Genomic DNA, 13,300 nt, shown 5'->3' with positions numbered 1-13,300 from the left:
AATAATCAAGCGTGTGAAAGCTCTTAAGAGTACCAGTAACTCTTTAACTGAGAAGCTGAGGTTGACTTGCAATTTTCAATTTTAGATTTTGCGAAAGGTTGAGTCAGTCGCTTGGGTCGGTTTCGCGGTTTGTACGTAGACGTCCGAAGGGTGGCTTGTCGTAGAGTACTGGCGTTGAGCAGAGGAAAACTCCGGTTAAAGCTTTTCAAGACAAATTTTGGATTGTTTTGTCGTTCATGCCCCACCTTTGTGGGTGGAACAAATCTCAAATCATCAATCTAAAATCCTTAAGCTTGTTATCCTTGTGGTCTGTTTCAATCCAAAAGACGCTCGTTCCTCTCTAACAGACGCTGCGCGTAGCTTGCATCCCCGGAGGGGTAAGCTAACGCTGCGCTATCACACATCTAAAATCCAAAATTGCTTGACGATTGTTATTACCAGTAACGTCTTTTTAGGCTTACAGGATTAAAAGGTATAATATCGAACTGGGATCACACAGAAATGAAAACTGATGCAAAAACGAGGCAGGTGCTAACAGCGGGTTCTCCGACTTGTTTGCCTTTGGCATTTCCAAAGGCTAGCACTGCCCTGCAAAGAGAAGTTTGAGCTAGGGCTAAAGAGTTGATTCTTTTTCGGAGTATCAACAATAGCTGTACCATCGCCTCAAAAAACATGGAGATGCAAAAGTTTTCATTTACAAGTAATTAACCGGACTTGATACAACAAACCTCTAGACCTGTTAGTGCTGCCAATTTTTGAGGAAATTGAATGCCAAAACAAATTATTATCGCGGAGCAGCACCAAATTGCTGCGGTTTTTTCTGAAGATCAGATACAAGAACTGGTTGTTGCTACAGGTCATCATCAAATAGGTGATATCTACTTAGGAGTAGTAGAAAACGTATTACCTGGGATAGATGCGGCTTTTGTCAATATTGGTGACCCAGAGCGCAATGGCTTTATTCACGTCACCGACTTGGGACCATTAAAGCTAAAGCGTACAGCAGCGGCAATTACAGAACTATTAGCACCACAACAGAAAGTGTTGGTGCAAGTAATGAAAGAGCCAACGGGGACAAAAGGACCGAGGCTTACGGGTAATATCACCTTACCTGGACGCTATGTGGTACTAATGCCCTATGGCAGAGGCGTAAATTTATCCCGACGGATTAAAAGTGAAAGCGAGCGCAACCGCTTGCGGGCACTAGCAATTTTGATTAAACCGGCAGGAATGGGTTTGCTTGTGCGTACAGAAGCAGAAGGCAAACCAGAAGAAGCGATTATGGAAGATTTAGAGGTGCTGCAAAAGCAATGGGAGGCAATCCAGCAGGAAGCCCATTCCACCCGCGCCCCAGCACTGCTCAACCGCGACGATGATTTTATTCAGCGCGTATTGCGAGATATGTACGGCGCGGATGTAAATCGGATTGTTGTGGATTCCAGTACTGGTTTGAAGCGAGTCAAGCAGTATTTACAGAACTGGAGTGGAGGTCAAACACCTCAAGGTTTGTTAATCGATCATCATCGCGATCGCTCGCCAATTTTAGAGTATTTCCGGATCAATGCTGCCATTCGAGAAGCCCTGAAACCAAGGGTAGACTTACCTTCTGGAGGTTACATTATCATTCAGCCGACTGAGGCACTGACAGTAATTGATGTTAACTCAGGTTCCTTTACGCGATCGGCAACAGCCAGAGAAACAGTTTTGTGGACAAACTGCGAAGCTGCAACAGAAATTGCTCGGCAGTTGCGTCTGCGAAATATCGCCGGGGTGATTGTCGTTGATTTTATTGATATGGAATCGCGACGCGACCAACTGCAAGTTCTGGAACACTTTAATAAAGCACTTAAAGCAGACAAAGCTCGTCCCCAGATTGCTCAACTAACTGAACTAGGTTTGGTAGAACTGACTCGCAAGCGTCAGGGTCAAAATATTTATGAATTGTTTGGTGAAACTTGCCCCACCTGTGGCGGTTTAGGACATACCGTGCGTTTGCCTGGAGAAATCGAAAACCGATTCCCTACACCAACAGAAATACCAGAGCGTGAGCGTTTTGTTTCTCCTCTGCCTCATAGAGAACCGCGTCAGCCATCTGCCCGCATCCCAGAACCACGAGAAACCTATGATGGATTTGGGGAACCATTTGATGGTGATTCGGAATTGAGTAATCTCAATCTGATCAATCATCCTAGTTATCAAGAACTTAACGATAATAAGCGTCGTACCCGCACTCGTCGCAGTCGGATTGGTAGTATCAATGGATTAAACGGAAAAGATGAAGCGCGGACTGGTAGTAATCCACTGGCTTTTGTCAACGAGCCAGACCTAGACCTGGATGGTGAACCAGAACTAGGAGTAACACCAGAAATTCCCTCACCTACCCTTGGGAAACCAGGTTGGAATGAAAGAATAGAACGCACTAAAATTACCAAGGCAGAGCCAGTCAAACCAGTGGTAGAACCACCGGAAATTAGGACTGTAGAAATGACGCTCCAGGAACAGGATATGTTTGCCTTAATGGGAATCTCTCCCTTGGTGAAACTGGAGCAAGAAGTAAAAAATCCTAAGTCTGTGATTATTAACGTGATTCAGCCCGGTCAACTACCAACTACGCCAACTGAATCAATCCCAGAACCAATTAGTGGTCAAAGAGCAACATCTGAACTTACCCCAAGCAGAATACCGATACCAAAAGTTATTGAGCCAGAACAAAAATTCTCAATCCAGGAGACAACCCAAGAGACAACTGAACCATCAGGGTTTACTGACAGCCCCTCGGCACCCTTGATGAACATAGATGAGAGTGATGCTAATAGCACCACCACTGCCAATCGTCGCCGCCGCCGTCGTTCCTCAGCCATCGACGACAATTAATTTGCCTTATGGTAGAAATACAGCAAACTGCTGCTAATTGTTCGCCAGCACCTCTGGAAAAATCCAGTTGGCTGGAGTTTTCTACCTTGTCAGGGATTTCGGGGCTAGTTGCAGGTGTAGATGAAGTAGGGCGAGGTGCTTTATTTGGTCCTGTGGTAGCCGCAGCCGTTATCCTGCCAGATTGTGCTTTGCCAAAACTAATGGCAGCTAAAATTAAAGACAGTAAAAAGTTGTCTAGTCAAAGGAGAACTCAGCTAACGCAGCAAATTTGTGGGCTGGCTGTAGATTGGAAAATTGGGTTTGCTTCCACTGCGGAAATTGACAAGATAAATATTTTGCAAGCGACGCTGTTAGCAATGAAGCGGGCTGTACTGAAGTTAAAGGTACAGCCTGCACTCTGCTTAGTTGATGGCAATCAGTTAATCAAAGACTTGCTAGTGCCACAACAAACAATAGTCAAAGGGGACGAGCGATCGCTTGCTATTGCCTCTGCCAGTATTGTCGCCAAAGTTTGGCGTGACGAGCTAATAATGCGTTTAGCATTAAAATACCCAATGTACAACTTGGAGTGTAACAAGGGTTATGGTAGCCAGCGGCATTTGCTGGCTCTGCAACAATACGGACCATCGCCCCTACATCGCAAGTCTTTTCGTCCTTGCCAAATTAAAGTACTTGATATTCAGTGATGCAATAATTACTCAGGATTCAACATTGGCAGTTTACCACTGTCGCCGTCAATTCCTTGATTTTTCGTTTGTGATATTACCCAGTAGCGATAATCTGCCAAAAGTTGATGTAATAGCCGTTGCTTGACCGTCAACAGCACGCTTTTTAGCAAACCATTGCCAGTAGCCTCTAAAATTGGCTTGGGGGTCAGGGAAAATGGTGGTGGCAAATCTATCTGTACTTCTAGATCAGCTCTTCCTTGTAGGCGAGTACCAGTGCTTAGCTCTTTGGGAGATAAATGCCCTTTTAAATTGAGAGCAAAACGCTGATTAATATACTCGAAACCCAGAATTTCACAGCCGAGCGATCGCAAATAAATTACGTCATTTGATTCTGTCCAAACTCTCATGTCTACAGTCGGTTGAATACTCAGTGACATAAAAGTCAGTGGACGCATTTTCAAGCGAAATATCTCTTCAGAAAGCTGCTGAATCCGGCTATTGTCAACCAAAGCCTTAACCAGACGTTGAGGCTGACGTAAATAGTGCTGAATCGGAATAGGCTCCTCTGGGACGGCGATTTCAACCGATTGGGAGGCAGTAAACCGGGTAGCCATGAGCTAATAAAAATATATGTTTCTCAATTTTAATATTTTTTAACAAATTAGATCTGATTAGAGAAAAGTAGAAAATTTATTTACCATCAAAATTATAGTTGCTGATGACGTATACATCATCAGCAAAAAGTTGGTAGGCTCATTATTATCTTTTGTTAAAGAAAGTCTGGATTAGAAATTAAGCATTGACAAAAAATTACAAATATGTAGCAAAAACTAATAAAATTTCTCTGAAGTATTGAAGAGAAATTTAGGGAAAAAGCAGCCTGCAAATCTGACTGTTGAAAAACTGGTATGATAGCTTATTTACTTAAATTCATCATCCGATTTATTTGTATATGAATAAAAATATCTCGGATGAAATTCTTTTTTATAAATCTTTTTCAATCCCCAGTCCCAGTGAAACTCTCAACTCAAGGCTAAAGACATGACTATATTGATCGCACATTTAGGGCCTCCTGGCACTTACTCAGAACAAGCAGCTGTTTTTTATGCCAATTGGTTGGGCACAAGTACGGGGGTTGAAGCTATGTTATGCCCCTACCCCAGTATTTCCCAATCACTGCACGCCGTTGCTAAAGGTCAAGCCGAGTTAGCTGTTGTGCCAGTGGAAAACTCTATTGAAGGTAGTGTAACCATGACACTAGATACGGTGTGGCAATTGGACGACTTGCGAATTCAGTTAGCCTTGGTATTACCCATTGTTCATAATTTAATTTCTTGTGCGACTAGCTTAGATAACATTCAAACTGTTTACTCTCATCCCCAAGCTTTGGCTCAATGTCAGGGATGGTTAGAGCAATTCCTTCCACAAGCACAAATTATCGCCAACAATTCGACAACCGAAGCACTAGAGCGATTGGAGCAAGAGCCGACAACGGCAACTATCGCCTCTAGTAGAGCCGCTCAACTCCACAATCTGCCCATACTTGCCACTGCTATTAACGACTATCCAGAAAACTTTACTCGTTTTTGGATAGTGAATCATAGCGAAGCAAATGCTGGGTCTGAGAAGTTGAAACCAAGTGCTAGCCACACATCCTTAGCTTTTAGTGTACCTGCCAACATACCAGGAGCGTTGGTCAAACCCTTACAGATTTTTGCTCAACTAGGAATTAACCTCAGTCGGATTGAATCTCGTCCAACGAAGCGATCGCTAGGCGAATATTTATTTTTCATTGATATAGAAGCAGACGCCAACGAAACACAAATGAAATCTGCTTTAACAGAATTAAGTATCTACACAGAGATTCTCCGAATTTTAGGCACTTACAATGTTTTACCAGTGAGCGCTCTTTAGTCATTGCTTAGTTGTGAGTTGTCGTTTGTCTTTTGCAAATTACCAACGATTTCTTAATGGTACAAGCCCACGGATTGATACGTGAAATCAATCAAAGATCCAAAATTGCCAGACGCCCGGTATTGATCTGTGGGTCAATCCAAAATCCCAAATCGTCTGACTTATGACTAATAACTAATCATGATTTCTGATTAAATGTGTCTTTAAGAACAGACCGAGCTGCCAAGTGATTACGAGTAGAAGTTAAAATTTCTGCTTCGCGCTCTAGACGAGTTGCAGTATCTTGCATTTCTAGCAATAACTGTTGTTCTGCGGCTACACCATAGAGGTTACTAGCTACCCAATAAGATAGCTCTATTGGCAGGTCAGGCAAATCTTCTGGTAACTCAATATTTTGTTCGGTTAATTTTGCTGACAGTCGTACAACATCCCGCAGTAATTGTTCTACTTCTGAAGCCAAAGGTCGCAAATCTTTAGTTGGTGGGTGGTCTTCAATCCACTCTACTAAACCAACACGGTATGGCTTTTCACGAACGTACTCTAATACGCGAAATCTTTGCTGCCCCAAAGTCAACATTTTCATCCGATCGTCTGGCAGGCGCTGATGATGAACAATTTCGGCACAGCAGCCAGTGTTTGCAATCGTACCTTTAACTGGATCGAACATCAAAACACCGAACCTACGATCGCTTTCCAAAATCGTGTTCATCATGATTCGGTAGCGAAATTCAAAGATGTGCAGGGGCAATGGTCTGGTAGGAAACAGAACTACTTCGGGTAACGGGAACAGAGGTAGTTCGCGAACTGCAATTTTAGAAGATGATGCCATTGTTACCTTGGTATAAACTTAATCTTTAAAATTTATTTTTCTCTGCTTTTCCCGTACTATGTCTACATTCTATCATTTGTTTTGTGGCTAAATAAAAAGCCCTGAGATATATTTCTTCAGGGCAAGGTAAATATTCATACTGATATCATTATTCTTGCCTTACAAAGCCTAAGGGAAGGAAACTTCTCCTCAGACTTTGTACTTTGTTAGTCGTCCTTTGTCTATTGACCAATGACTTATGACTAAAGACTAATTAAAGTTTGACTTCGATATCTACACCAGATGGTAAATCCAATTTCATCAGGGCATCAATAGTTTTAGAAGATGGCTGGTAAATATCAATAATCCGTCGATGAGTACGGGTTTCAAAGTGTTCCCGTGAATCTTTATCTACGTGAGGTGATCGCAGTACACAGTAGATCCGGCGTTTTGTTGGTAAAGGAATGGGACCAATCGCTGTAGCATTGGTGCGGTTAGCGGTGTCTACAATCTTCTCGCAAGATGTATCTAATAGGCGTCGGTCAAAAGCTTGTAAGCGAATTCTAATTTTCTGCTGCTGTAGAGTTGCCATTTTTAATTGTCCAGGTTCTGCGTAAATAGGAAAGTAGTAAGTCAGGAGTGGGTAATGGGGGATGAGGGAGAGAGAGTGTGTCGGCATCTTTTTTCCTACTCCCTAATTTCCACTCCCTTTAATCAAAGGAAGAGAAAGGAGCAGAGAGGCATCATACCATCTCTGCTCCTTTGTTATGAGCAAAAAGGTGCTATTTCAGAATTTTGGAAACGACACCAGCACCAATGGTGCGACCACCTTCGCGAATAGCGAAGCGCATTCCTTGTTCAATAGCGATCGGGTTGATCAATTCTACTGTCATCTTGATGCGATCGCCTGGCATCACCATTTCTGCTTCACTACCATCATCAGAGGTAAAAGTTTTGATCGTACCGGTTACATCCGTTGTCCGCACATAGAACTGGGGACGATAACCAGCAAAGAATGGAGTCTTGCGACCGCCTTCTTTTTCTGTTAAAACGTATACTTCACCTTCAAATTGAGTGTGAGGTGTAATCGAACCAGGTTTAGCAATTACCATACCCCGTTCAATATCAGCCTTTTGGATACCTCTGAGTAGTACGCCAGCGTTATCCCCAGCCATACCTTGGTCGAGACTCTTCTTGAACATCTCAATACCAGTTACGGTGGTGGCGCGAGTATCTCTAATACCCACTAGTTCAACGTTATCGCCGACTTTAACTACACCCCGTTCAATCCGACCAGTGGCAACAGTACCACGACCTGTGATGGAGAATACATCTTCTACAGCCATCAGGAAGGGCTTGTCAACATCCCGTTCGGGTGTGGGAATGTAAGAATCAACAGCATCCATCAGTTCGTAGATTTTGTCTACCCACTTATTTTCTCCCCGTTGGGTCTTGGGATTTTTGGTCATTGCTTCTAGAGCTTGAAGACCAGAGCCTTTGATGATGGGGATGTCATCGCCAGGGAAATCGTAGCTAGAAAGCAATTCCCGCAGTTCTAGTTCTACTAGTTCCAAAAGTTCTTCGTCATCCATCAAGTCTTCTTTGTTTAAGAAGACAACCAGACTAGGAACGCCTACCTGTTTTGCCAGCAGGATGTGTTCGCGGGTTTGGGGCATAGGACCATCGGTAGCAGCAACCACTAGGATGCCACCATCCATTTGCGCTGCCCCAGTGATCATGTTTTTCACATAGTCAGCGTGTCCGGGACAGTCTACGTGAGCATAGTGCCGCTTTTCGGTTTCATACTCTACGTGAGCGGTATTGATGGTAATACCCCGTGCTTTTTCTTCTGGTGCGTTATCAATTTGGTCGTAGCCTTTAGCTACAGCTTGGCCCATAGCTGCCAAGGTCATTGTGATGGCTGCTGTCAAGGTAGTTTTACCATGGTCAACGTGGCCAACTGTACCGATATTAATGTGGGGTTTAGTCCTTTCAAACTTTGCGCGTGCCATGAATCCTCGTTTCCTTTTTTAATTAAGCGTTCCCTTTGCTTTTTGCGATGATAGTTTCAGCTACGCTGCGAGGCACCTCTTCGTAGTGGCTGAACTCCATAGTGAAGATACCACGACCTTGGGTCTTCGACCGGATATCAGTGGCGTAGCCGAACATGGTCGCCAGTGGAACTTTGGATGCCACCTTAGCGAGTCCCTGTTCAGTGCTTTGGCTTTCAATCTGCCCCCGCCGGGAGATGAGGTCGCCAATGACGTTCCCGATAAAGTCTTCAGGAACTTCCACTTCAACTTTCATCATAGGCTCTAATAGTACTGGTGAAGCTTTAAGCACAGCTTCCTTCATTGCCATTGAGCCAGCAATTTTGAAAGCCATTTCCGAAGAGTCTACATCGTGGTATGACCCATCAATTAGCGTCGCTTTAACATCAATCAGCGGATATCCAGCTAGAACACCGGATTCGCAGCTTTCTTTCATTCCTTGTTCTGCTGGGCCGATGTATTCTTTAGGCACACTACCGCCAACAATTTTGGAAACAAATTCAAAACCAGTACCAGGTTCTCCAGGCTCCAAATCGATCACAACATGACCGTATTGACCTTTACCACCACTTTGGCGGATGAATTTGCCCTCGATTTTGTTCACAGCTTTCCGAATTGTTTCTCGGTAAGCTACTTGCGGTGCACCAACGTTGGCCTCCACCTTGAATTCTCGTAACATTCGGTCTACTAGAATTTCTAGGTGTAATTCTCCCATCCCTGCGATCACGGTTTGGTTTGTTTCCGGATCGACGTTGACACGGAAGGTAGGGTCTTCTTCCGAGAGAGATTGCAGAGCCTTGGATAATTTATCCATGTCATTCTTGGTTTTGGGTTCAACCGCTACCGATATCACAGGCTCAGGAATGAATAGGGATTCCAGAATTACTGGCGAAGCATCATCACAGATTGTGTCACCTGTCAAGGTATCTTTCAATCCCAAGGCTGCTCCCAAATCACCGGCTCGCAGTTCATCCACATCTTGGCGATCGTCTGCCTTCATCAGAACTAAGCGGGAAATCCGCTCTTTTTTATTTTTAGTAGCATTGAGAACGTAGCTACCCTTTTTCAGCACACCAGAATAAACGCGAACAAATGTTAGGCGACCGTAAGGGTCAGCCATAATCTTGAATGCTAAAGCCGCTAGGGGTTCGTTGTCATCAGCCCGCCGCTCAACAGTATCGCCATTGGGCAGTATGCCTTGAATTGGCGGCACTTCACTTGGTGCTGGCAGGTAATCGACAACGGCATCCAGCATCAACTGGACGCCTTTGTTTTTAAATGCCGAGCCACAAAGTACTGGTACGATTGTGCCAGCAATTGTGCCTTTACGCAGAGCAACAGCGATTTCGTCTGCTGTAAGTTCTTCGCCATCGAAGTACTTAGCCATCAGAGTATCATCAGTTTCTGCCACGGCTTCTACTAGCTTCGTGCGGTATTCTTCTACCTGCGCTTGTAATTCTGCGGGAATATCGGTTTGCTGAATATCAGTTCCTTGATCGTTTGCGTAAATATACGCACACTGCTTTACGAGATCAACAATCCCTTGGAAGTCGTTTTCGCTACCAATTGGCAGTTGAATGGCGATCGCATTTGCCCGCAGGCGATCGCGCATTTGCTCGTGAACTTTATAAAAGTTCGCTCCTGTGCGATCCATCTTGTTGATGAAGGCGATCCGAGGCACTTTGTAGCGGTCTGCTTGCCGCCACACTGTCTCCGACTGCGGTTGCACGCCGCCCACAGAACAAAATACCGCGATTACACCATCCAAAACGCGCATGGAACGCTCAACTTCAATGGTGAAGTCTACGTGACCTGGAGTATCGATAATGTTAATTTGATGATCTTTCCAGCTGGTACTGATAGCAGCAGCAGTAATGGTAATTCCCCGCTCCCGCTCCTGCTCCATCCAGTCTGTGACGGCAGTTCCTTCATGAACTTCGCCGATCTTATGAATTATCCCAGAGTAAAACAATATTCTCTCTGTTGTTGTTGTTTTGCCCGCATCTATATGCGCCGCAATACCGATGTTGCGTACTTTCTCTAGCGGGATCGTGCGTGCCACAATTACCTCCTATATTTTTTGCCTCATGATATCTTGTATATTACTCTTTGTTAAGATTCTATACTTTTACGGAAAACCGTCTTTTTTTGTAAATCTACGATATACCGCTTCAGGAATACGATATATCGCTTTTTTACCTAGTAACGATAGTGTGCAAATGCTTTGTTAGCTTCTGCCATCCGGTGCGTTTCTTCGCGCTTCCGAATGGCATTTCCAGTTTCGTTAGCAGCGTCCATTAACTCATTTGCCAGTTTGCTGGCCATTGTCCGCCCTGGTCGAGATCTAGAAAATTGCACCAGCCAACGCAGTGCTAGGGTAGTACCCCGTTCTGAACGCACTTCCATTGGTACTTGGTAAGTAGCTCCGCCGACTCGCCGAGCCTTGACTTCTACTAGAGGTGTAGCATTCCGCACTGCTCTTTCAAAAGTTTCTAAGGCATTATTGCCAGTGCGTTCCTCAATAGTTTTTAATGCATCATAAACAATTCTGGCGGCAAGCGATTTCTTGCCGTGACGCATGATCCGCCTGATAATCATGCTCACAAGGCGACTGTTATATACGGAGTCAGACGGAACTGGGCGCCTTTGAATAACACCACGACGAGACATACTTCACCTTTCATTCGGATTTGGCAACGAAATTATATGCTATCAGACACCGGAAACTAAAAGCGGTGGAACCCAACCCTCAGACTTCCTCAATTTTTTTCGAGCGTTGCAGCTGCCAATTTTTGATTTTAGATTTTAGATTAAAAATTTCCGCTAATATGCCCCTAACCTTGCAGTTGGAACAATTCAAAAATCAAGACTCTGTAAGTCTCATTCCTTTGGGGATTCGATAAAATCCAAAATCGCAAATCTAAAATCTCAAATTGTTTGACTTGCTATTTGCAACTAAATACTCAAAGCGATAACATTCTAAACCTGAAAATATCCAGATGAGAATTCTGTTGTTACAGGATTCTCCTCAGAAATTCTACACTTGCTCGCTGAGTGTAGGGTATAGCTTGCTTGATTGCTCCAAACAAATAAAACAGTCTTCATGAGTGCTGCAAGAACACAGGTGGCGATCGCTTTTTGTTCCTGGGCGTTTCTAGGGCAGACGATTAATCGTGTTTAGTGCGATTAATCGCCTAATCCTATTTTTTCGCTTCTTTTGGACGTTTGGTTCCATATTTGGAACGGCCTTGCTTGCGGTCTTTGACTCCGGCTGTATCTAAGGTGCCACGGATGATGTGGTATCTCACGCCTGGTAAGTCTTTAACCCGACCGCCACGAATCATAACAACTGAGTGTTCTTGCAAGTTGTGACCAATCCCTGGAATGTAAGCTGTAACTTCAAACCCAGAGGTAAGTCTTACTCTTGCTACTTTGCGTAGAGCTGAGTTAGGCTTTTTTGGTGTGGTCGTGTATACTCTGGTACAAACTCCCCGTCGTTGGGGGCATTGTTTCAGAGCCGGGGACTTGGTTTTCTGACGCGCTTGCTCGCGTTCATTACGTATTAGCTGCTGTATTGTTGGCATGAGTTACAGCGCGTAAAGCTGCTTATGGTCTAAGTTTTAACAAATCCTGATTATATCTTTTTTTAAGGCTTTATGTCAATTGTCATTTGTTCTTCATTCTTGGCAAATTAGTAATTACTGATGGAGAACGAATTGCCACAAGTACAGGTAGCGATTGCCTGGGGGTTATGAAAGCGAAAACCACCACCCATCAAGTCTTCTGAATAATCTACTGTTAACCCGTTGAGTTGATTTAAACTTTCGGCATCTACGATTACGTGAATTTCGTCGAAGTTAAAAACCCGATCGCCAGCTTTTATTGCTTCATCGAAGGACATATCGTAAAATAACCCGGAACAGCCACCTGGTTTTATTGCCAATCGAAACAAGACATTTGGCTGTTGCTTAGACTTTATTCGCCCGATTTCACTCGCGGCTGCTTGACTCAGATGAATCATGAAATTCGTTTTTGCAATTGAATAACCTATCTTAATTCTACAGATTGGTTGACCAATGCTTAATTTATCAGATGCTGCGTCTAGCTTACTTCTATGTAGAGTTAAGCTGGAATTTAAATTTATCAAGACTCAATTTATACAGCAAAATTTCAACTTCAAAAGACGAGTGAATATTTTTGTTGACTTTTGATGCTTGATAAATATTTTTGTCTCCAGTAGCGAGCAATTTTTTTGTTTTAGAGGGTTACGGGAGTCTATGTATTTAGTTTATCTAAATGGAGATTGCAATTTTAGCTTCACCTAATATTCGCCCGATAGAGCGATCACTCTTACTACATATTACTACATCTATATGACTAACATAGTTCAATCCCCACCTCAACTAGGCAGGGACTTCTGGTGTGCAGTAGTGACTAAAGACAATTTGCACAAAAAGGTATTCAGTTTTCGGTTTAGAGCTTTTTTTATGGCGCTCTTTTAGTTTTAATCCTTGGTACGAGCATAATCGTCTTGGTAGCGAATAATATCGTCTTCACCCAAATATTCGCCATTTTGCACCTCAATCAAGACCAAAGGAATCACACCAGGATTCTCTAAACGATGAGCTGTACATTGGGGTACATAAGTTGACTCATTATTACTCAGCAATACTTCTTTATCGCCACAAACCACCCTAGCTGTACCAGAGACAACAATCCAATGTTCGCTGCGGTGATGATGCATTTGTAAACTCAGGCGATGTCCAGGCTTAACTTCGATCCGCTTGATTTTGTATCCGCGTCCTTCTTCCAATACTGTAAAAGCACCCCAAGGACGTAACTCAGTTGCAGCAACGCTTTTGGAACTAATAGCTGAAGGTAAATGTAGAGTGTCAGTCTGTGTAGTTTCTTGATATCGAGCCATAGTTACCTCATTTGAAGACATAACAAACCGTTGGTACTCTTAACTATTGATGAAAAATATA

12 protein-coding genes are annotated in these 13,300 nt (G+C 43.6%); 3 read left to right on the top strand and 9 right to left on the bottom strand.

The genetic code is table 11. From position 1 onward, the window contains the following. The first annotated feature begins 768 nt into the window (after nucleotides 1-768). A complete protein-coding gene (locus ACM0OY_RS00415) occupies nucleotides 769-2,874 on the top strand; it encodes an Rne/Rng family ribonuclease (protein ID WP_414566931.1) in 2,106 nt (701 codons plus the stop codon). 8 nt (nucleotides 2,875-2,882) lie between these two features. After that, nucleotides 2,883-3,560 (top strand): ribonuclease HII, encoded by a 678-nt coding sequence (locus tag ACM0OY_RS00410; protein ID WP_414566930.1) that lies wholly within the window; start codon nucleotides 2,883-2,885, stop codon nucleotides 3,558-3,560. Nucleotides 3,561-3,568: 8 nt separating this feature from the next. Here ACM0OY_RS00410 and ACM0OY_RS00405 read toward each other — a convergent pair whose 3' ends face one another. Next, nucleotides 3,569-4,156 carry a DUF1997 domain-containing protein gene (locus ACM0OY_RS00405; RefSeq protein ID WP_414566929.1) on the bottom strand — a complete coding sequence of 196 codons (588 nt, stop codon included), beginning with the start codon at nucleotides 4,154-4,156 and terminating at the stop codon, nucleotides 3,569-3,571. A 427-nt stretch (nucleotides 4,157-4,583) separates the two neighbouring features. Between ACM0OY_RS00405 and pheA the strand changes: the two genes are divergently transcribed. Beyond that, nucleotides 4,584-5,456, top strand: coding sequence for a prephenate dehydratase (pheA, locus tag ACM0OY_RS00400; RefSeq protein ID WP_414566928.1), 873 nt, complete (start codon nucleotides 4,584-4,586; stop codon nucleotides 5,454-5,456). Between the two features lie 178 nt (nucleotides 5,457-5,634). Here pheA and ACM0OY_RS00395 read toward each other — a convergent pair whose 3' ends face one another. The 8 genes from ACM0OY_RS00395 to ACM0OY_RS00360 all read right to left on the bottom strand — a co-directional run bounded on the left by ACM0OY_RS00395 (nucleotide 5,635) and on the right by ACM0OY_RS00360 (nucleotide 13,239). Then, nucleotides 5,635-6,285: an LON peptidase substrate-binding domain-containing protein gene (locus tag ACM0OY_RS00395; protein ID WP_414566927.1), complete on the bottom strand. Its 651-nt coding sequence runs from the start codon at nucleotides 6,283-6,285 to the stop codon at nucleotides 5,635-5,637. A 253-nt stretch (nucleotides 6,286-6,538) separates the two neighbouring features. After that, nucleotides 6,539-6,856 carry a 30S ribosomal protein S10 gene (rpsJ, locus tag ACM0OY_RS00390; RefSeq protein WP_008232935.1) on the bottom strand — a complete coding sequence of 106 codons (318 nt, stop codon included), beginning with the start codon at nucleotides 6,854-6,856 and terminating at the stop codon, nucleotides 6,539-6,541. 190 nt (nucleotides 6,857-7,046) lie between these two features. After that, entirely contained in the window at nucleotides 7,047-8,276 is a 1,230-nt protein-coding gene (tuf, locus tag ACM0OY_RS00385) for an elongation factor Tu (protein ID WP_414566926.1), read from the bottom strand. Between the two features lie 22 nt (nucleotides 8,277-8,298). Next, nucleotides 8,299-10,377 (bottom strand): elongation factor G, encoded by a 2,079-nt coding sequence (fusA, locus tag ACM0OY_RS00380; protein ID WP_414566925.1) that lies wholly within the window; start codon nucleotides 10,375-10,377, stop codon nucleotides 8,299-8,301. A gap of 137 nt (nucleotides 10,378-10,514) precedes the next feature. Continuing rightward, on the bottom strand, nucleotides 10,515-10,985 hold the full coding sequence (rpsG, locus tag ACM0OY_RS00375; RefSeq protein ID WP_073641192.1) for a 30S ribosomal protein S7: 471 nt from the start codon (nucleotides 10,983-10,985) through the stop codon (nucleotides 10,515-10,517). Between the two features lie 530 nt (nucleotides 10,986-11,515). Continuing rightward, nucleotides 11,516-11,899, bottom strand: a complete 384-nt coding sequence (rpsL, locus tag ACM0OY_RS00370; protein WP_012410236.1) for a 30S ribosomal protein S12 — start codon at nucleotides 11,897-11,899, stop codon at nucleotides 11,516-11,518. Between the two features lie 107 nt (nucleotides 11,900-12,006). Beyond that, a complete protein-coding gene (locus tag ACM0OY_RS00365) occupies nucleotides 12,007-12,336 on the bottom strand; it encodes a HesB/IscA family protein (RefSeq protein ID WP_414566924.1) in 330 nt (109 codons plus the stop codon). Between the two features lie 483 nt (nucleotides 12,337-12,819). After that, complete coding sequence (locus ACM0OY_RS00360; protein WP_414566923.1) at nucleotides 12,820-13,239, bottom strand: phosphomannose isomerase type II C-terminal cupin domain; 420 nt, start codon at nucleotides 13,237-13,239, stop codon at nucleotides 12,820-12,822. Between the last annotated feature and the right edge of the window lie 61 nt (nucleotides 13,240-13,300).

Origin of the sequence: Nostoc sp. CCY 9925 (assembly GCF_963920935.1) — a bacterium.
GTDB lineage: Bacteria > Cyanobacteriota > Cyanobacteriia > Cyanobacteriales > Nostocaceae > Nostoc.
This window is presented reverse-complemented; position numbering and strand designations above follow the sequence as displayed.